This window comes from Streptomyces sp. NPDC014006 (assembly GCF_043088925.1).
Taxonomy (GTDB): domain Bacteria; phylum Actinomycetota; class Actinomycetes; order Streptomycetales; family Streptomycetaceae; genus Streptomyces.
This window is the reverse complement of the sequence record NZ_JBICAJ010000011.1, coordinates 287,039-307,326: the sequence shown is the minus strand read 5'-3', so window position 1 is coordinate 307,326 and position 20,288 is coordinate 287,039. Positions and strand designations below refer to the sequence as shown.

15 protein-coding genes are annotated in these 20,288 nt (G+C 72.3%); 11 read left to right on the top strand and 4 right to left on the bottom strand.

Annotation, left to right across the window (positions count from 1 at the left end):
• The first annotated feature begins 75 nt into the window (after window positions 1-75).
• Window positions 76-783 (top strand): class III extradiol dioxygenase subunit B-like domain-containing protein, encoded by a 708-nt coding sequence (locus ACF1GV_RS32600; RefSeq protein WP_391687964.1) that lies wholly within the window; start codon window positions 76-78, stop codon window positions 781-783.
• Between the two features lie 120 nt (window positions 784-903).
• On the opposite strand, the gene ACF1GV_RS32595 is transcribed toward ACF1GV_RS32600, so the two are convergent.
• On the bottom strand, window positions 904-1,197 hold the full coding sequence (locus ACF1GV_RS32595; RefSeq protein WP_391687961.1) for an antitoxin: 294 nt from the start codon (window positions 1,195-1,197) through the stop codon (window positions 904-906).
• Between the two features lie 24 nt (window positions 1,198-1,221).
• Window positions 1,222-1,440: a gliding motility protein gene (locus ACF1GV_RS32590; RefSeq protein ID WP_391687958.1), complete on the bottom strand. Its 219-nt coding sequence runs from the start codon at window positions 1,438-1,440 to the stop codon at window positions 1,222-1,224.
• A gap of 243 nt (window positions 1,441-1,683) precedes the next feature.
• On the opposite strand from ACF1GV_RS32590, the gene miaA reads away from it, so the two are divergent.
• The 6 genes from miaA to hflX all read left to right on the top strand — a co-directional run bounded on the left by miaA (window position 1,684) and on the right by hflX (window position 10,243).
• Window positions 1,684-2,622 carry a tRNA (adenosine(37)-N6)-dimethylallyltransferase MiaA gene (gene miaA, locus ACF1GV_RS32585; protein ID WP_391687955.1) on the top strand — a complete coding sequence of 313 codons (939 nt, stop codon included), beginning with the start codon at window positions 1,684-1,686 and terminating at the stop codon, window positions 2,620-2,622.
• Window positions 2,623-2,730: 108 nt separating this feature from the next.
• On the top strand, window positions 2,731-3,276 hold the full coding sequence (locus ACF1GV_RS32580) for a hypothetical protein (protein WP_391688038.1): 546 nt from the start codon (window positions 2,731-2,733) through the stop codon (window positions 3,274-3,276).
• Window positions 3,277-3,369: 93 nt separating this feature from the next.
• On the top strand, window positions 3,370-4,239 hold the full coding sequence (gene dapF / locus ACF1GV_RS32575; protein WP_391687952.1) for a diaminopimelate epimerase: 870 nt from the start codon (window positions 3,370-3,372) through the stop codon (window positions 4,237-4,239).
• A 233-nt stretch (window positions 4,240-4,472) separates the two neighbouring features.
• On the top strand, window positions 4,473-6,998 hold the full coding sequence (locus ACF1GV_RS32570; RefSeq protein WP_391687949.1) for a RelA/SpoT family protein: 2,526 nt from the start codon (window positions 4,473-4,475) through the stop codon (window positions 6,996-6,998).
• Window positions 6,999-7,112: 114 nt separating this feature from the next.
• Entirely contained in the window at window positions 7,113-8,624 is a 1,512-nt protein-coding gene (locus ACF1GV_RS32565; RefSeq protein WP_391687946.1) for a M1 family metallopeptidase, read from the top strand.
• Between the two features lie 125 nt (window positions 8,625-8,749).
• Window positions 8,750-10,243, top strand: a complete 1,494-nt coding sequence (gene hflX / locus ACF1GV_RS32560; protein WP_391687943.1) for a GTPase HflX — start codon at window positions 8,750-8,752, stop codon at window positions 10,241-10,243.
• 90 nt (window positions 10,244-10,333) lie between these two features.
• Here the strand turns inward: hflX and ACF1GV_RS32555 are convergent, their stop codons facing one another.
• Complete coding sequence (locus ACF1GV_RS32555; protein WP_391687940.1) at window positions 10,334-11,542, bottom strand: trypsin-like serine peptidase; 1,209 nt, start codon at window positions 11,540-11,542, stop codon at window positions 10,334-10,336.
• 142 nt (window positions 11,543-11,684) lie between these two features.
• Window positions 11,685-12,914 (bottom strand): trypsin-like serine peptidase, encoded by a 1,230-nt coding sequence (locus ACF1GV_RS32550; RefSeq protein WP_391687937.1) that lies wholly within the window; start codon window positions 12,912-12,914, stop codon window positions 11,685-11,687.
• 377 nt (window positions 12,915-13,291) lie between these two features.
• Between ACF1GV_RS32550 and ACF1GV_RS32545 the strand changes: the two genes are divergently transcribed.
• The 4 genes from ACF1GV_RS32545 (at window position 13,292) to ACF1GV_RS32530 (ending at window position 19,979) form a co-directional block, all read left to right on the top strand.
• Window positions 13,292-14,821 (top strand): diaminobutyrate--2-oxoglutarate transaminase family protein, encoded by a 1,530-nt coding sequence (locus ACF1GV_RS32545; RefSeq protein WP_391687934.1) that lies wholly within the window; start codon window positions 13,292-13,294, stop codon window positions 14,819-14,821.
• Window positions 14,822-15,066: 245 nt separating this feature from the next.
• Window positions 15,067-16,878 carry an IucA/IucC family protein gene (locus ACF1GV_RS32540; RefSeq protein ID WP_391688036.1) on the top strand — a complete coding sequence of 604 codons (1,812 nt, stop codon included), beginning with the start codon at window positions 15,067-15,069 and terminating at the stop codon, window positions 16,876-16,878.
• A gap of 113 nt (window positions 16,879-16,991) precedes the next feature.
• A complete protein-coding gene (locus tag ACF1GV_RS32535) occupies window positions 16,992-17,777 on the top strand; it encodes a GNAT family N-acetyltransferase (RefSeq protein WP_391687931.1) in 786 nt (261 codons plus the stop codon).
• Window positions 17,778-17,939: 162 nt separating this feature from the next.
• Window positions 17,940-19,979: an ATP-dependent DNA helicase gene (locus ACF1GV_RS32530; protein ID WP_391687928.1), complete on the top strand. Its 2,040-nt coding sequence runs from the start codon at window positions 17,940-17,942 to the stop codon at window positions 19,977-19,979.
• Window positions 19,980-20,288 lie beyond the last annotated feature (309 nt).

The window sequence follows — 20,288 nt, the reverse complement described above, 5'->3', positions numbered from 1 at the left end:
ACGAACCGTCCCCGGCCCGGGTCGCCGTCGACGGCTGGAGGCGTCCTCCGGCACGGACCGCGTAATCTGCTGATCATGCTTGTCGCCGCTGCCGTCTGCCCCTGCCCGCCGCTCCTCGTGCCCGAGGTCGCCGCGGGCGCCGCTCCCGAGCTGGACGCCGCCCGTGCCGCCTGCACCGACGCGCTGGGTGTCCTCGCGGCCGCCCGCCCCGACCGGCTGGTCGTCGTCGGCGCCGCCGAGGAGGCGGGGTCGTACCCGCAGGGAGCGCGGGGCTCGTTCCGAGGCCTCGGCGTGGACGTCGACGTAACCCTCGGCGAGGGCCAGGACGCGGCCGCAGGGCCCGTGCTGCCCCTCTCGCTCGCGGTGGCCGGCTGGCTGCTGGGGCGGACCGGATGGGCGGACGCCCCGATCGAGGGACTGGCCGTGGCGCGGACGCTGGCGCCGCAGCGGTGCGCCGAGCTGGGCGCGGACCTCGCCGGGCGCGCCGAACGGATCGCGCTGCTGGTGATGGGCGACGCCAGCGCCTGCCGCACCGTCAAGGCGCCGGGCTACCTCGACGAACGCGCGGCGCCCTTCGACGCCGAGGTGGCGCGGGCGCTGGGCGCGGCGGACGTGGCGGCGCTGCGGGCACTGGACGCGCGGCTCGCGGACGAGCTGCAGGCATCCGGGCGGGCCCCGTGGCAGGTGCTGGCGGGCGCGGCAGGGGAGGCGGACCTGTCCGGGGCGCTGCTGTACGAGGACGCGCCGTACGGCGTGGGCTACCTGGTCGCCACCTGGTCCTAGCGCCGGACACAGGCGACGTGAGGGCACATGCCGAACAGCTGCGCACCATGAGGGTGCGCAGCCGTCCGTTGGTGCGCCTGCGGCCGGGGCCCTGACGCCCCCGGCCATGGCGGGCCGGGGTCAGGAAGTGGGCGGCGGGCCCTGGGGCGGGGTGGCCGGGGGAGGGGTCGGCGGGGTGGCCGCGCCGCCGTCGGCCGCGGCGCCGCCCTTGTGCGCGAGCCGGTCCATGGCGCCCTTCGCCTTGCCCGTGCCCGTCTGGATCCTGTCGCTGTACTTGCCCTTGGTCTTCTCGTCGACGACCTTCGCGGCCCGGTCGATGCCGTGCTGGATCTTGCCCCCGTGCTGCTGCGCGAGGTCCGACACCTTGTCCTTGGCCGGGCCGAGCTTGGCTTTCAGATTGTCCATCAGACCCATGGTCCACCTTCCCTGGCGGGACAGTTACGTGTGGGCGCTCTCACCGGCCTCGCTGTCGGCGGCCGCTTCGGCGGACTGCTGGTGGGGGATGCCGGCGGCCTCCGCGTTCTCCTCGTCCTTCTCACTCGCCCCGGGTTCGGGAGCCTCGGTCGCCTCACCGGCTTCGGTGGCCTCGGCGGTCTCGGGGGTCTCGGTTTCCGCGCTCTCCGTCGCCTCGACGTCGCTGGCGGAGGGCTCGTTCACGGCCTGCTCGGCCGCCGCCGTGGTCTCCGACCTCCGAAAAAGTTTCGCAAAAACGCCCATATCAACTCCATACGGTACTCGTCCGGGCGAAATTCCGCGTAGCCCGGTGCGTCCGATTGCGCCACCGGGGTCACCGCTCCCGACGAGCTGGTGACGGGATCTCGCAAGGTGGCAACGACCCCTCTCGTACCGCGTCACGTAACTCGTTCGAGGAGAGGGTCCGGGGTTTGCGAAACTGGTGCGGTGAGCAGCGCACCTCCCGCCCCCCGCGTCATCGCCGTCGTCGGCCCCACCGCAGCCGGCAAGTCCGACCTCGGCGTCTTTCTCGCCCGGCAACTCGGCGGCGAGGTCGTCAACGCCGACTCCATGCAGTTGTACCGAGGGATGGACATCGGCACCGCCAAGCTGACGCAGGAGGAGCGGGCCGGAGTGCCGCACCACCTCCTCGACATCTGGGAGGTGACCGTCACCGCCTCCGTCGCCGAGTACCAGCGGCTCGCCCGCAAGCGGATCGATGACCTGCTCGCCGCCGGCCGCTGGCCGATCCTGGTCGGCGGCTCGGGCCTCTACGTCCGCGGTGCCGTCGACAACCTGGAGTTCCCCGGCACCGATCCCGAGGTCAGGGCCCGCCTGGAGGAGGAGCTGGCGCTGCGCGGCTCCGGCGCCCTGCACGCCCGGCTGGCCGCCGCCGACCCCGAGGCCGCGCGGGCGATCCTGCCCGGCAACGGGCGCCGGATCGTCCGTGCGCTCGAGGTGATCGAGATCACCGGCAAGCCCTTCACGGCGAACCTCCCCGGCCACGACTCGGTCTACGACACCGTGCAGATCGGCGTCGACGTGACACGCCCCGAACTCGACGAGCGCATCGCCCGCCGGGTCGACCGCATGTGGGAGGCCGGGCTCGTGGACGAGGTGCGTGCGCTGGAGGCGCAGGGGTTGCGTGAGGGGCGAACCGCATCGCGCGCCCTCGGCTATCAGCAGGTACTCACGGCGCTCGCCGGGGAGTGCACCCTCGAGGAGGCGCGCGCCGAGACCGTCCGTGCCACCAAGCGCTTCGCGCGCCGCCAGGATTCGTGGTTCCGGCGCGACCCGCGGGTGCACTGGCTCAGTGGGGCCGCGGCGGACCTCAGGGAACTTCCGCAGCTCGCCCTGGCGTTGATCGAACGACCGGTTACAGCCTGATCACGTCATGGCATCGGGACGCCCAGGCCGTCATCCCGGCCTCCGGTGCCGTGCCATCATCGAGCTTCGATCGACCAAGTGGAGTCCGAGTTGGGAGGGCGCGTGGCGATGGAGGCCGGCCCTCGCGACACCGCACAAGACACCGAGCCCGTCACCACCGACAGGGGTGAGGAGCCGCAGGGCACAAGCGGTTCGGGCCTCGGCGGCGACCGTCCGGTCCCGGACGGGTACCCGCTGAGCCCCGACGGCCCCGACGACACCCAGGGTGGCGTGACCGCGGACGGTCCGGAACCGGAAGAGATGTTCGCGGGCGGGCCCGAGGTCGAGGTCGAGCTGCGCCCGCAGCGCCGGCTGCGGCTGTGGCAGCTCGCGCCGATCGTCGCGCTCGCCGCGAGCGGCTCCCTGATGTTCGCCTTCCCGCTCGCCTTCGACTTCGGCGATAGCGGTGCCGTCATCGCCATGCTGGGGCTGCTGATCTGCTCCTGCGCGGCCGGCTGGGGCATGATGGCCGCCCGGCGCGTGGGCTACACCTGGCCGGGCCTGCCACCCCGTGGCTCGGGCCGCCGCCTGGACTGGCGGGTCGTACTCGGGTACGTCCTGCTGGTGGCCGTCGTCGTGACGCTCGCCGTGTGGCGGGTGGCACGGCTGCGCTGAGCGCGGCGGTGCCGTGCGGGATCGCCCGCACCGCCGCTCACCTGGCCCGCCTCCCGTCGGCGTCCCGGCGGAGCCCTCCCGTACGATCGAGGCATGAGCACGCGGATCGCCTTCCTCAAGGGGCACGGCACCGAGAACGACTTCGTGATCGTCCCGGACCCGGAGAACGCCCTCGACCTGTCCCCGGCCGCCGTCGCCGCCCTGTGCGACCGCCGTGCGGGCATCGGCGGCGACGGGGTGCTGCACGTCGTGCGGTCCGCGGCACATCCCGAGGCGAAGGCCATGGCCGCCGAGGCCGAGTGGTTCATGGACTACCGCAACGGCGACGGCTCGATCGCCGAGATGTGCGGTAACGGCGTGCGCGTGTTCGCGCGCTACCTCCAGTACGCCGGCCACGTCGGCGAGGGCGACCTGGCCGTCGCCACGCGCGGGGGCGTGAAGAGCGTGCACATCGCCAAGGACGGCGACGTGACCGTCGGCATGGGCAAGGCGCTCCTGCCCGAGGACGACGTCACGGTGAGCGTCGGCGAGCGCAGCTGGCCCGCGCGGAACGTCAACATGGGCAACCCGCACGCCGTCGCCTTCGTCGACGACCTCGCGCACGCGGGGGACCTGCTCACCCCGCCGCCGTGCAGCCCGGCCTCCGCCTACCCGGACGGCGTCAACGTCGAGTTCGTCGTCGACCGCGGCGAGCGGCACGTCGCCATGCGCGTGCACGAGCGCGGCTCCGGCGAGACCCGCTCGTGCGGCACGGGCGCGTGCGCCGTCGCCGTCGCCACCGCCCGCCGCGACGGCGCCGACCCGGCCACCACCGGCACCCCGGCGACGTACACCGTGGACGTCCCCGGCGGACGTCTGGTGATCACCGAGCGTCCCGACGGCGAGATCGAGATGACCGGCCCCGCGGTGATCGTCGCGGAGGGCCGGATCGACGCGGAGTGGCTGCGCGGCGCGCTCGGCTGACGTCCGGCCAAGCCGCCGACCTCGTACCGCCCGGACGGCGGTTGACGCCACGCCGCAAACCCGTTGACCGTCGCTCGAATGGGTGATCCGTTTCACGCTCGCCGAGAGACGGTCAAACGCGCGTGGTGGGCTCGGTAGCATCAAGCACCGGCTCGGACGGGGGAGTCGCCCTCCCCTGAGCCGTGTCCGCCCTGGGGCACCCCGTCCGCCGGTCCACGCAGCCGGAGGTGCCCATGAGTGCGGAGGCCACGAATCCTGTGACCGAAGGCCCGGTGACAGGCCAGGTCGCGCCCGCTTCCACCGCGGCGCTGGAGCAGGGCGCGCCGCCTTCCCCGCGCCGCAAGGCCCGCCCCCGCATCGACCTGCGCCGCCTGGGCCGCGCCGCGCTGCTCGGCCCCGCCGCCCGCGACCGGCTGCCCGACGCCATCAGCCACGTCGTCGACGCCCACCGCGCCCACCACCCCGACGCCGACCTCGACCCCCTGCGGCGCGCCTACGTGCTGGCCGAGTCCTCGCACCGCGGTCAGATGCGCAAGAGCGGCGAGCCGTACATCACCCATCCCCTCGCGGTCACCCTGATCCTGGCCGAACTCGGCGCGGAGACCACGACGTTGACCGCCTCCCTGCTGCACGACACCGTCGAGGACACGGACGTGACGCTCGACCAGGTCGGGGAGCAGTTCGGCGAGGAGGTGCGTTATCTCGTCGACGGCGTCACCAAGTTGGAGAAGGTCGACTACGGCGCCGCCGCCGAACCGGAGACGTTCCGCAAGATGCTCGTCGCCACCGGCAACGACGTCCGCGTGATGTCGATCAAACTCGCCGACCGGCTGCACAACATGCGCACCCTGGGCGTGATGCGCCCCGAGAAACAGGCCCGCATCGCACGCGTGACCCGCGACGTGCTCATCCCGCTCGCCGAACGCCTCGGCGTCCAGGCCCTCAAGAGCGAGCTGGAGGACCTGGTCTTCGCGATCCTCCACCCCGAGGAGTACGAGCACACCCGCGAGTTGATCGTCGAGAACGCCGCGCGGGCCGACGACCCGCTCGCCGAGATCGCGGACGAGGCGCGCAGGGTACTGCGCGAGGCCGACATCCCGGCGGAAGTCCTCATCCGGCCCCGCCACTTCGTCTCCCTGCACCGCATCGCGCGCAAACGCGGTCAGCTGCGCGGCGCCGACTTCGGCCGGCTGCTCGTGCTGGTCAACGAGGACGCCGACTGCTACGCCGTGCTCGGCGAACTGCACACCTGTATGACGCCGGTCGTCTCGGAGTTCAAGGACTTCATCGCCGTACCCAAGTTCAACCTGTACCAGTCGCTGCACACAGCGGTGGCCCGCGCGGACGGCCAGGTGGCCGAAGTCCTCATCCGGACCCACCAGATGCACAAGGTCGCCGAGGCCGGCGTGGTCGCCCTCGGCAATCCCTACGCGCCGCCGTCGGACGAGCAGTCCCCGCCCGACGGAGAGCGCGCCGATCCCACCCGGCCCGGCTGGCTCTCCCGGCTCCTGGACTGGCAGCGGGCCGCACCCGACCCCGACACCTTCTGGACGACCCTGCGCGAGGACCTCGCCCAGGACCGGGAGATCACCGTCTTCCGGCCCGACGGCGGCCCGATCGGCCTGCCCGAGGGCGCGACCTGCGTGGACGCCGCCTACGCGCAGTACGGCGAGGACGCCCACGCCTGCATCGGGGCCCGCCTCAACGGCCTGCTGGCGCCGCTGGGCACGGTTCTGCGCGACGGCGACACAGTGGAGCCGCTCATGGGGCAGGACCCGGCCTCGGAACCGTCGCGGGAGTGGCTGGAGTACGCGCACACGCCCGCGGCACGGATCGCGATCCAGCGGTGGCTGGCGTCGCACCCGGGGCCGGAAGCCCAGGGCCCGGACAAGACGGCGAAGGCGGAGGAGGCGGGGCAGCCGCAGCGCGAAGGCGCGGATCAGGGCGCTGAGAGCGCCGGTGCGAGCACCAGTGCGCCCGGCGTGCGCCAGGCGCCCGGGGGAACGCGGGGCGCAGGGGGACGTGCCGGGGGCGCAACAGGCGCGCGAGACCGCGACCCGGGCGCACAGTCTCCGTCGCGCGTCGTCGGCAGCGCGGCCGGTGTGCCTGCGGCGGAGAACGCCGGACGCGTCAGCGGCCCCGCTCGTACAGGCATGCCGTACGCCGCCTCCGCTCCACCCGCCGCCGCAGCATCCCGCCGTACAGCGGAAACGCACAGCACCGAGAACGCCGGACCAGCCGAGGCGGAGCCCACCCCCGGCGCACGCCGCGCGTCACATCCGCGCGCCGCGCGCCCCCGTGGCGCCGACGTGACGGTCCTCGGCCGCGACGGGGCCACCGCACGGCTCGCCCGCTGTTGCACCCCCGTTCCGCCCGACGACATCACCGGCTTCGCCGTGCGCGGCGGAGCCGTCACGGTGCACCGCGCGGAGTGCGTCACCGTGGCGCGCATGCGCGGCGGGGGGCGTGCGGAGGTCGACGTTCGCTGGGGCGAGACCACGGCATGCCGGGTGACCCTGGTCGCCGAATCGTTCGGCCGCCCCCACCTCCTCGCCGACCTCACCGAGGCCATCGCCCTCGAAGGCGCAGAGATCGTCTCGGCGACCGTCGAGCCCCCGACCCAGCAACGCGTCCGCCACACCTACACGCTCCAGCTCCCGGACGCCGCTCACCTGCCCGCCCTCATGCGGGCGATGCGCAACGTCCCCGGCGTCTACGACGTGGACCGCGCCCAGCACCACGCCCCACCGCTGCTCTGAGACCCGTCCGACACGATCCCGCACCTCCGCCCGGCGACCCGGCGTACCCCTCTTTCGGGTGGGCCGGGCGCGCGCCGTCACTGCCACGCGCGCGTGCGCTGGTAGCGGTGTTCCATGCCGCGCACCCCCCGCACGAAGACCACCCGGCGCCTGAAGACGGCGCTGCTCGCCTCCTCCGTCTCCGTCTGCCTCGTCGCCGCGAACGCCCCGGCCGCCCCGCTCGGCGTCGGCGACCTCCTCTTCCCGAACCTCGGCAACCCGGGGTACGACGTCGCGTCGTACGACCTGTCCCTGACCTATTCCGGCCGCAACGACAAGCCCCTCCAGGCGGTCACCACCATCGACGCCTGGACCACGGCTGCCCTGGACCGGCTGAACCTGGACTTCGCGCACGGCACGGTGTCCTCCGTCGAGGTCGACGGCCGTCCCGCCTCCTTCGCGAAGGCCGGTGAGGACCTGGTCGTCACCCCGCAGCGGCCGCTCGCGCCGGGCAGCTGGACGCGGATCACCGTCCGGCACACCAGCGACCCGAGGCCGGTCCAGGGCCGTGACGGCGGCTGGGTGCGCACCACGGACGGCCTCGCCATGGCCAACCAGGCCGACGCGGCCCACCTGGTCTTCCCGTGCAACGATCACCCGTCCGACAAGGCGATGTTCACCTTCCGGGTGACCGCGCCCAACGGCTACACCGCCGTCGCGAACGGCCTGCCCACCACGGTCGACCGGGCGGGCGGGTCCACCACCTGGACGTACCGCACTCAGCACCCCATGGCCACCGAGCTGGCGCAGGTGTCCATCGGCCGCTCCAGCGTGCTGCACCGCGACGGTCCGCACGGCCTGCCCGTGCGGGACGTCGTGCCCAGCAAGGACCGCGCGATCCTGGAGCCGTGGCTGAAGAAGACCCCGGACCAGATCGCCTGGATGGAGAGCAAGGTCGGGCGCTACCCGTTCGAGACGTACGGGCTGCTGACGGCCCGGGCCGCGACCGGGTTCGAGCTGGAGACGCAGACGCTCTCCCTCTTCGAGCGGGATCTGTTCACCGACCCCGCCTACCCGGCCTGGTACGTCGAGTCGATCATGGTGCACGAGCTGTCCCACCAGTGGTTCGGCGACAGCGTCAGCCCGCGTACCTGGTCCGACGTGTGGCTCAACGAGGGACACGCCACCTGGTACGAGGCCCTGTACGCCGAGGAGAAGGCGCACAAGCCGATGGAGGCGCGCATGAAGGCCGCCTACGCCGCCTCCGACGGCTGGCGGGCGGCCGGCGGGCCGCCCGCCGCCCCCAAGCCGCCGCAGCCCGGCCAGAAGATCGGCATCTTCCGGGCGAACATCTACGACGGGGCCGCGCTGGCCCTGTACGCCCTGCGCCAGGAGATCGGCCGGCCCGCCTTCGAGCGCCTGGAGCGGGCCTGGGTCCAAAACCACCGCGACCGCACCGCGACCACGGCCGACTTCGTCCACCTGGCCTCCGGCATCGCCGGCCGCGACCTGCGCGGATTCTTCGACGCCTGGCTGTACGGCACGAAGACCCCGCCGATGCCGGGGCACCCCGACTGGAAGTCGGCGGCGCCGCAGAAAGCGGCGGCTTCGCAGAAGACGGCGGACCGCAAGACAGCGGACAAATAAGCCCGTGACGAGACGGGCCGTTCCGTGCGACCATCTTCGGGTCGCCGCGACGCGGGACGCGGGAATCTCCCGGGGTACTCGCGCGTTGTGAACAATGACGGAATCCCCATCGACGTAAGGACCCAATGACCTCCTCTTCTTCCTCTTCCCAGGCCACCAAGCGCCTCGCGCACACCTACCCCGAAGGACTTCGGGCCGATGCCCTGATGGAAGAGGACGTCGCCTGGAGCCACGAGATCGACGGAGACCGGGACGGCGACCAGCTCGACCGCTCCGAGCGCGCGGCTCTGCGCCGTGTGGCCGGCCTCTCCACCGAGCTCGAGGACGTCACCGAGGTCGAGTACCGCCAGCTCCGCCTGGAGCGGGTCGTGCTCGTCGGTGTCTGGACCTCGGGGACCGTCGACGACGCCGAGAACTCGCTGGCCGAGCTCGCCGCCCTCGCGGAGACCGCGGGCGCGCTCGTGCTCGACGGCGTCATCCAGCGCCGCGACAAGCCCGACGCGGCCACCTACATCGGTTCCGGCAAGGCCGAGGAGCTGCGCGACATCGTCCTGGAGACGGGCGCGGACACCGTCATCTGCGACGGTGAGCTCAGCCCCGGTCAGCTGATCCACCTCGAGGACGTCGTCAAGGTCAAGGTCATCGACCGTACGGCCCTGATCCTCGACATCTTCGCCCAGCACGCCAAGTCCCGCGAGGGCAAGGCGCAGGTCGCGCTCGCGCAGATGCAGTACATGCTGCCGCGGCTGCGTGGCTGGGGTCAGTCGCTGTCCCGGCAGATGGGCGGCGGCAAGGGCGGCGGCCTCGCCACCCGTGGCCCCGGTGAGACCAAGATCGAGACGGACCGGCGGCGGATCCGCGAGAAGATGGCGAAGATGCGCCGGGAGATCGCGGAGATGAAGACCGGCCGCGAGATCAAGCGCCAGGAGCGCAAGCGCCACAAGGTGCCGTCCGTCGCCATCGCGGGCTATACCAATGCCGGCAAGTCCTCGCTGCTCAACCGCCTCACCGGCGCGGGCGTCCTGGTCGAGAACGCCCTGTTCGCGACCCTGGACCCGACCGTGCGCCGGGCGCAGACCCCGAGCGGCCGGCTCTACACGCTGGCCGACACCGTGGGCTTCGTGCGTCACCTGCCCCACCACCTGGTCGAGGCGTTCCGCTCCACCATGGAGGAGGTCGGCGAGTCCGACCTGATCCTGCACGTGGTGGACGGCTCGCACCCGAACCCGGAGGAGCAGCTGGCCGCGGTCCGCGAGGTGATCCGGGACGTCGGTGCCACCGACGTACCCGAGATCGTCGTGGTCAACAAGGCGGACGCGGCGGACCCGCTCGTGCTTCAGCGCCTGATGCGGGTGGAGAAGCGCTCCATCGCCGTCTCCGCTCGCACGGGTCAGAACATGGCCCAGCTGCTCGCCCTGATCGACGCGGAACTGCCCCGTCCGGCCGTCGAGATCGAGGTGCTCGTGCCCTACACGCACGGCAAGCTGGTCGCCCGCGCCCACGACGAGGGCGAGGTGATCTCCGAGGAGCACACCGCGGAGGGCACCCTGCTCAAGGTGCGGGTGCACGAGGAGCTGGCCGCCGAGCTCGCGCCGTACGTTCCTGCGCCGGCGGCCTGAGCAGACTGCCGGGTCACGAGTGACACGGGCGTGTGACGCCCGAAGGCCCGCCCCCTGCGAGGGGGCGGGCCTTCGGCGTGTTCCGGCGTCTCACTGACCGCCGTACGTCTTGCTCATGTTCTGATACAGCGCCTCCGCCTCGGGGCCCAGCTGCGGGCCGGCCAGCCAGGTGTTGTCGGTCGGGCCGATGGAGGTGTTCGACACCAGCTTGGTCCGGCCGTCGACCACCCGGAACCAGCCACCGCCGGAGCTGCCGCCGGTCATGGTGCAGCCGATGCGGTACATGTTCGGCAGCGACGGGGACAGCGAGAAACGCCCGGGCCGGTCGAGGCACTTGAACATCTTCAGCCCGTTGTACGGCGGCGCCGCCGGGTAACCCCAGGCGCCCATCGTGCCCGCCTGCCGCGCGGACGGCGCGGAGAAGTCCACGTCCAGCGCGGCTCCGACCGTCTCTTCCAGGGACTTAGCGCCCTGCTCCGGCTTCACGTGCAGCACCGCGTAGTCGTAAGCGGCACCCGCGCCGCCCGTCTCCGAGCCGCCCTGGATCCACTGGTTGGAGGTGGAGGCCCAGTCCGCCCACCAGGCGCCGTACGGAGCGACCTCCTGCGCGGGGGCGTTCGCCAGCTGCGCCTCGGACTTGCCGAGATCGTTGTACGCGGGCACGAAGGCGATGTTGCGGTACCAGCCGCCGTTGCCTCCGGCGTGCACACAGTGGCCCGCGGTCCACACCAGGTTGGACTTGCCCGGGTGGTTCACGTCCTTGACGACCGTGCCCGAGCAGACCATCGAACCCTCGGGCGAGTCGAAGAAGACCTTGCCGACCGGCGCCGCGTTCTCGTGGTACGGCATCTTCTCCGGCTGGGCCTGCACCGGGGTCGGCTCCGGGTCGCTGACGCCCTGATCGGCCGGCGCGTCCTTGGCGGTGACCGTTTTGTCGGCCTCCTTCGCGGACTTCATCCGCTCCGGCTTCCACAGGCCCTGGATCACCGGGTTGACGAAGTCCTTGGCGTCACTGAGCCACTTGTCCTTGTCCCAGTTCTTCCAGCCGCCGTTCTTCCACTGGTCGACGTCTATGCCGTGCTTCTTGAGCTTGTCGGCCAGACCGGCCGGGATCTTCACCTGGCCCGGGTCCGCGGACTGGGAGGCGTCGGCGCCGGGCGTGCCGCTCGCCTTGTCGTCGTCGGAACCGTTGCAGGCGGTGGCGGTGAGTGCCAGGGCCGCGACGACCCCGGCGGCGGCGAGCGCCGTACGGCGGCGCCGGACGCGTGGCGTCGTGGTGCGTGCTGACGTGGAACGCATGGTGCGTGTACCCCCGTTGTTGTGCTGTCGTTGAGGCGATGTGAGTGGAGCGCTGTCATCATGCACGGACGGATGAGGGCGAACGGCGGCGAGATCGTGAAGGTTCCCGTGGGACGCCACCGCCGCTCACCCAGGCGGGCGGCTACTGCCCGGCGTACTTCTTGCTCACCGCGTCGTACACGCCCTTGGCCACCTTGCCCAGCCGCGGACCGGCCAGCCAGCCGGCCGTCACCGGGCCGATCGAGGTGTTGGACACCAGCGCGGGCTTGCCGTCCGAGCCCTGTGCGACCCAGCCACCACCGGAGGAACCGCCCGTCATCGTGCAGCCGATGCGGAACATCGTCGGGTCGGTGGCGTTCAGCGACAGCCGCCCGGGCTTGTCCTGGCAGCGGTACAGCTTCTGCCCGTCGTACGGCTTGGCCGCCGGGTAGCCGGTCGCCGTCAGGCTCCCGATCTTCGGCACGGCCGGGGCGTCGAAGTCGACCGGCAGCGCCGAACCGACCGTCTCCTCCAGCGACTTGCCGCCGCTGCCCTGCTCCGGCGTCACATGGATCACCGCGTAGTCGTACGACGCCCCGTCACCGCCGGTCTCGCCACCCTGCTCGATCCACTGGTCCGAGGTCTGCGCCCAGTCACCCCACCACACGCCGTACGGAGCGACCTGCTCCCGGGTGGCGTTCTGCAACTCGGCGACGGACTTCCCGGAGTCGTTGTACGACGGCACGAACGCGATGTTGCGGTACCAGCCGCCCTTCTTGCCCGCGTGGACGCAGTGCCCGGCCGTCCACACCAGGTTGGACTTGCCCGGGTGGGCCGGGTCCTTCACCACCGTCGCCGAGCAGACCATCGTGCCCTCGGGCGAGTCGAAGAACACCTTGCCGGCCTCGGGCGCGTTGGCGTGGTACTCCGGCGCGACGGCCTTCGCCTGCACCGGCGCCGGAGTCGGGTCGGTGACGCCCTGGTCACCGGAGAGGTCGTTGTCATCGACACCTCGGTCGGGGTCCTCGGCGCCCCGCATCCGGTCCGGGTCCCACAGGCCCTTGATGATCGGGTTGATGAAGTCCTGCGCCTCACGCAGCCACTGGTCCCTGTCCCAGTTCTTCCAGGCGCCGTTCTTCCACTTGCCGAGATCGATCCCGTGCTCCTTGAGCCGGTTCTTCAGATCGTCCGGGATCTTGATCTGCGTGTCGCCCGCCGCGGAGGCGGTCGCGTTCGCGGTGGGCCGGCCGTCGGCGTTGTCGTCGCCGCCCTCACAGGCGGTGGCGGTGAGGGCCAGCGCCGAGACGAGGGTGAGCGCGGCCAGCCCGCGGGAGGCTCCGCGGTGTGCGCCTCCCTCCCGGCGAGCGGTGAACGACGGCCGTATGGATCGCATGCTGCTGACTCCCCCTGGGGTGGACGTACTGCCGCCGTGCCACTGCCCCTCTGTGCTGCTCGGGGCGTGCGCACGGCGTCCGGAACGGGATCACACACTATGCGCTCGCTGTGGGGGACTTCCGGTGGAACGGCAACGGTTCGGCTACAGACGGTCAGCGGCGGCGGGGCGTCCGACCAGGGAAGCGAGGTCCTGCGCGGGGTGGTGTGCCCTCCGCGGTGTGCGGCGTCACCGGCGGGGTGGCGCACCACCCGTAACCAGTGCGGCGGTGTGCTGTTGGTAGCGGTGGGGTCCGGGGCCGCGGTGTGCCGCCGTCCGGCTCCGGCATACCGGGTGAGGGGGCGGGACACAGCCTGTGAGCGGCAACTCGCCTCCGGATGGCGGGAGGAGAGCAAGCCGTGGGCGTTACCGAGGGGATCCTGCGACGGCAGGCGGCGCGCGAGTCGGCGGCACGCACCTACGCGCGTGCCCTGCCGATCGTGCCGGTACGGGCCCGTGGCCTCACCATCGAGGGGGCCGACGGACGCCGTTACCTCGACTGTCTGTCCGGGGCCGGGACCCTCGCCCTCGGCCACAATCACCCCGTCGTCCTGGAGGCGATCCGGGACGTCCTCGACTCCGGCGCTCCCCTGCACTCACTCGACCTCGCCACACCCGTCAAGGACGCCTTCGTCACCGAGCTGCTCAGCACCCTGCCGCCCGGACTGGCGGGCCGTGCGCGCGTCCAGTTCTGCGGGCCGGCCGGGACCGACGCCGTGGAAGCCGCGCTCAAACTCGTCCGCACCGCGACCGGCCGCACCGGAATCCTCGCCTTCACCGGCGCCTATCACGGCATGACCACAGGCGCCCAGGAAGTCTCCGGCCACGCCGCCGACCTGCCCGGACACGGCAGCCGCGTGACCCGCCTGCCGTATCCGCACAGCTATCGCTGTCCCTTCGGCGTCGGCGGGGAGGCGGGCGCCCAACTCGCCGCCCGCTGGGCCGAGTCCGTGCTCGACGATCCCAAGTCCGGCGTCCCGCACCCCGCCGGGCTGATCCTCGAACCCGTCCAGGGCGAGGGCGGTGTCATCCCCGCGCCCGACACCTGGATGCGGCGCGTCCGCGAGATCACCGCCGCCCGGTCCATCCCCCTCATCGCCGACGAGGTCCAGACCGGGGTCGGCCGCACCGGCGCCTTCTGGGCCGTGGAGCACAGCGGCATCACCCCCGACGTCATGGTGCTGTCCAAGGCCATCGGCGGCAGCCTCCCGCTGGCCGTCGTCGTGTACCGCGACGACCTCGACCTCTGGCAACCCGGCGCCCACGCGGGCACCTTCCGCGGCAACCAGCTCGCCATGGCCGCGGGCACGGCGACCCTCGCCTACGTCCGCCGCCACGGCCTCGCCGAACGCGCGGCCACCCTGGGCTCCCGCATGCTGAGCCGACTTCGGCGACTCGGCGAGGAGTTCTCCTGTGTGGGAGACGTGCGGGGACGGGGGCTGATGATCGGGATGGAGATGGTCGAGGCGGAGGCAGAGGCGGCGGACTTCGCGGCGGGCGGCGTCGTGGCGAGCGACCTCGTGGAAGCGGACGTCTTCGGGGACACACCGGGCGTCGGCGGGCTCGCGGCGGAAGACATCCGGGACGTCCGCCCGGCATCCGCCCGACGCCCTCGCCCGGCGTCCCCGCGGCTTGCCGCAGCCGTCCAGCGGGAGTGCCTGCACCGCGGACTGATCGTCGAACTCGGCGGTCGGCACGCGAGCGTCGTCCGGCTGCTTCCACCCCTGACGATCACCGACGAACAGGCCACCGCGATCCTCGACCGGCTCGCCGACGCGGTAGCGGCAGCCGCCCGTACGGCCCCGACCGCCCAGGAGCGCGACCAGTACCGCGAGCAGCGCGGCGCACACAGCCCACAGCCGGGCTGACCGTCCGTCCGCACCGCGCACCCCCTCAGCGCACGACGTCACGAGGAACCTCCTTGAATCCCATCTCCGCCTCCGCCTCCACCGTCCCCACCGCCGACTCCGCCGGCAGCCCCGACCCGCACACCCCGGCGGCCCCCGCCGCCGCGACCGTTCCCCAGCAAGGAGGGCCGGGGCGCGAGCGGCGGCCGTACGCACACCAGCACGGCACCCCCGGGTCGACAGCGGCCTCCGGCAGCGCGCAAGCGGTGACCGGCGTGCCCCGGCCGGCGCCGTCCGGCGCGGACCCGGTAGCCCACCTCGATCCGCACACGGCGGCTCAGGCCGCGGCCGTGGAGAACCTCCTGCGCTGCTGGGTCCGCGAGGCCGGTGTCCCCGCCCCCATCGGAGAGACCCTGCGCATCCCGCTGCCGGCCACCGGAACGGCCCTGCTCGTCCCGGTCCGCCACTGGTCCCCGACCGGCTGGCACCGCTTCGGCGCGCCCCGCCTGGCCGGCGCCCCCGAAGCGTCCCCGCCTGCCGACGCCGTCACCGTCGCCGCCCTGCTCACCCGGGAGAGCACTGCCACCGGCGGCGGCACCAGCATCGTCGGCGGCACCACCGTCGGCGGCACTGCCGACGCCGGCGCCACCGACCTGGTCGCCCGGGTCGCGGATTCCGTCCGCCGCACCACCTCCTTCGTCAGCGAACACCGCGCCCGCTCCACCGACGGGCCGGATCTCTTCCTCTCGGCGGAGCAGGCCCTGACGCTGGGCCATCCGCTGCATCCGACCCCGAAGAGCCGCGAAGGCCTGTCAGAGGCCGAAAACCGGCTCTACTCACCTGAGTTGTACGGCTCCTTCCCACTCCACTGGATCGCCGTCGCCCCTTCCGTGCTCGCCACCGACTCCGCCTGGACCGAGCGCGGCCGGATCGTCCCCGCCGCCCGGCTCACCGCCCGACTCGCCGGCCCCGCGCTGCCGTTGCCCGACGGCTACGCGGCCCTGCCCGTGCACCCCTGGCAACTCCGCGAAGTCCGCCACCGACCCGAAGCGGCCGCCCTGTTCGACTCCGGCCTGCTGCGCGACCTCGGCCCCCACGGTCCCGCGTGGCACCCCACCTCCTCCGTCCGCACCCTGTACCGATCCGGCGCCCCGGCCATGCTCAAGCTGTCCCTGGGCCTGCGCATCACCAACTCCCGCCGCGAGAACCTCCGCAAGGAACTCCACCGTGGCGTCGAGGTCCACCGGCTGCTGCGCTCGGGACTGGTCCGGCAGTGGCAGGCCGCACACCCCGCCTTCGACATCGTCCGCGATCCCGCCTGGCTCGCCGTCGACGACCGGGACGGCCACCCGGTGACGGGACTCGGCGTGGTGATCCGGCACAACCCGTTCACCCCCGCCGACGACGTCTCGTGCATCGCGGGGCTCGTCGCCCTCCGGCCGTCCACCGCCTCAGCACCGGGCTCCCGCCTGGCCGACATGGTCACGCGCCTGGCACACCGAACCGGACGCCCGCGGGGAGTCGTCGCCGCCGAGTGGTTCCTGCGCTACCTCGAACACGTCGTCCGCCCTGTCCTGTGGCTCGACGGCGAGGCCGGCATCGCGCTGGAGGCCCACCAGCAGAACACGCTGCTCCTGCTGGACTGCGACGGCTGGCCCGTCGGCGGCCGCTACCGGGACAACCAGGGCTACTACTTCCGCGAGTCCCGCCGCGCCGAACTCGACACCCGGCTTCCCGGCATCGGCGCGCACAGCGACACCTTCGTCGCCGACGAGGTCACCGACGAGCGCTTCACCTACTACCTCGCGATCAACAACGTGTTCGGCCTGATCGGCGCGTTCGGCTCGCAGCGCCTCGTCGACGAACGGCTGCTGCTCGCCGCCTTCCGCCGCTTCCTCGACGCCGCGGCGTCCGGTCCCGCACGGCTGCGCAGCACGCTGCCCGGCCGGCTGCTGGACTCGCCCACCCTGCGCTGCAAGGCCAATCTGCTCACCCGGCTGCACGGACTGGACGAACTCGTCGGTCCGGTGGACACCCAGTCCGTCTACGTCACCATCGCCAACCCCCTTCGCTGTTGAAGCACCGACCCTCGTCGCCTCTGCATCGCCCAGCCTCTTCGCCTCTGAAGTTCCGTACCGCCCCGTACCGCCTTCCGTCTTCTGCCCCCTGATCCTCTGAGAGGAGAGCCGCCGTGCCTCCCACCGACTCCCTTGTGACCGGTACCGCCGATTCCGAGGACACCCTCGATCTCCACCTCCCCGCAGATTTCCTCGCCCTGCGCATCACCGGGGAGCCCGGGGCCGGGCAGGACATCGGGGCTGTGCAGAACGCCGAAGCGGCGCAGGACGTCGAGGCTGTGCAGGACTCCTCGCCGGTGTGGGGCACCGTCCTTCCGCTTCTCGGCGGTGACCTGCTCGACCAGGTCGCGGAGTGGGGACCGACCACCACGGCCGCGGGGGAGTTCCAGCTGCGCCCGGTCCGCCCCGAACGGGACCTGCCGCTCATCAGCCGGTGGATGAACGACCCCGCAGTCGCGGCGTTCTGGGAACTGGCCGGTCCGGCCGACGTGACGGAGGCCCACCTCGCCGCACAGCTCACCGGTGACGGGCGCAGCGTGCCCTGCCTGGGCGTCCTGGACGGCACGCCGATGAGCTATTGGGAGCTCTACCGGGCCGACCTCGATCCACTGGCCCGGTACTATCCCGCCCGCCCTCACGACACCGGTATCCACCTTCTCCTTGGCGATATCGCCGATCGAGGGCGAGGAGTCGGCAGCGTTCTGCTGAGAGCCGTGGCCAACCTGGTCCTCGACCGGCGTCCGGCCTGCCCCCGTGTCGTCGCGGAACCCGATGTACGCAATGTCCCCTCCCTTGCCGCGTTCCTGAACGCTGGTTTCCGGTTCTCCGCAGAGGTGGACCTGCCCGGGAAGCGGGCCGCGCTCATGCTTCGGGACCGGTCCCTGCGGAGTCTGCTGTGACGCTGTGTAGCAGCAGCATCACTCCGAGAACGCCCCTGCCGGACCGTTGGTTCCCGCCCGGTCCTTCCTCTTCCGTTCGGAAACGCCCACGCCCTTGATCACGTCCCACGTCTCCACCGCGATCCGTCGTTTGTCAGTGCCGAGCCGTAGGGTGGTCGCGCTATGACGAAGCCCTCACTTCCCGAACTCCTGCACGCTGCGGTCGCCGCCGTCGGCGGCACAGAGCGTCCCGGCCAGGTGGCCATGGCCCAAGCCGTCGCCGAGGCGATCGACGACAGCTCGCATCTGCTGGTCCAGGCCGGCACCGGTACGGGAAAGTCGCTGGGCTATCTCGTGCCCGCGCTCGCGCACGGCGAGCGGGTCGTCGTCGCGACGGCCACCCTCGCCCTGCAGCGTCAGCTCGTGGAGCGCGACCTGCCCCGCACCGTGGACTCGCTGCATCCACTGCTGCGCCGCCGCCCTGAGTTCGCCATGCTCAAGGGCCGGTCGAACTATCTGTGCCTGCACCGCCTGCACGAGGGTGTTCCGCAGGACGAGGAGGAGGGCCTGTTCGACCAGTTCGAGGCCGCCGCACCGACCAGCAAGCTGGGCCAGGACCTGCTGCGCCTGCGGGACTGGGCGGACGACACGGAGAGCGGCGACCGGGACGACCTCACCCCGGGTGTCTCCGACCGGGCATGGGCTCAGGTGTCGGTCTCCTCGCGGGAGTGCCTGGGCGCCACCAAGTGCGCCTACGGTGCCGAGTGCTTCGCCGAGATGGCCCGTGAGCGCGCCAAGCTCGCCGAGGTCGTCGTCACCAACCACGCGCTGCTCGCGATCGACGCCATCGAGGGCGCTCCCGTGCTGCCGCAGCACGAGGTGCTGATCGTCGACGAGGCGCACGAACTGGTCTCCCGGGTCACCGGCGTCGCCACCGGCGAGCTCACCCCCGGCCAGGTCAACCGCGCGGTGCGCCGCGCGGCGAAACTCGTGAACGAGAAGGCCGCCGATCAGCTGCAGACCGCCGCGGAGGGCTTCGAGCGGCTGATGGAGCTGGCGCTGCCGGGTCGTCTGGAGGAGATCCCGGAGGATCTCGGATACGCCCTGATGGCGCTGCGCGACGCGGCGCGCACGGTGATCTCCGCGATCGGCGCCACGCGCGACAAGTCCGTCCAGGACGAGGACGCGGTCCGCAAGCAGGCACTCGCGTCGGTGGAGAACGTGCACGACGTGGCGGAGCGCATCGTCAACGGTTCCGAATGGGACGTCGTCTGGTACGAACGGCACGACCGCTTCGGCGCCTCGCTGCGTGTGGCTCCGATGTCGGTGTCCGGCCTGCTCAGGGAGAAGCTGTTCGCCGACCGGTCGGTGATCCTGACCTCCGCGACCCTGAAGCTGGGCGGTGATTTCAACGGCGTGGGCGCTTCCCTGGGGCTCGCTCCGGAGGGCACGGAGGGGGACGAGGTCCCGCAGTGGAAGGGTGTCGACGTCGGCTCGCCCTTCGACTACCGCAAGCAGGGCATTTTGTACGTCGCCAAGCATCTGGCCCGTCCCGCACGCGACGGCGACCGCGCCGACATGCTGGACGAGCTGACCGAGCTGATCCAGGCCGCCGGTGGCCGCACCCTCGGCCTGTTCTCCTCGATGCGGGCCGCTCAGCTGGCGGCCGAGGAGCTGCGCAGCCGGATCCCCGAGTTCCCGATCCTGCTGCAGGGCGAGGAAACCCTGGGCGAGCTGATCAAGAACTTCGCCGCCGACCCGAAGACCTGTCTGTTCGGCACGCTCTCGCTGTGGCAGGGCGTCGACGTGCCGGGCCCGAGCTGCCAGCTGGTCGTCATGGACAAGATCCCGTTCCCGCGGCCGGACGACCCGCTGATGAGCGCCCGCCAGAAGGCCGTGGAGGACGCCGGAGGCAACGGCTTCATGGCGGTCGCCGCCACGCATGCGGCACTGCTGATGGCCCAGGGCGCCGGCCGCCTTGTGCGCGCCTCGGGCGATCGCGGGGTGGTCGCCGTACTGGACCAGCGTCTGGCCACGGCCCGCTACGGCAGCTATCTGAAGGCGTCCATGCCTGACTTCTGGTACACGACGGACCGCAACCAGGTGCGAAAGTCGCTGGCGGCCATCGACGCGGCAGCGAAGCAGGCCGAGACGGTGAGCGCGCAAGCCGAGGCGGTGGACGCGCAGGCCGAGGCGGAGAGCAAGCAGCCCGAGGCGGTGTGACCATGCGGGCCGCGGCGGTGTGAGCACACGGCTCGCCACAGTGATGCGTACGGGCTGGCCCGGCTGCGGACGCGAGCCACCCGACCGGACCGGACCCGACCGGTTTGGACCGGCGAACGGTGCAAGGCGGCTTCCTGTCTCCCGGCTATTCCGGGGCGACCGAAGGATGCGCCGGCCGCGCACGGGAGCGCGACCCGGCAAGTGGTCGTGCCAGGGCAGCACAAGGGCCCCGGAACCGGCGCAGAGGTCCCGGGGCCCAGTCAGGGAGCGGCGGGTCGGCATGCCCGCCTGGCTGCGTGCGGCGTCGAC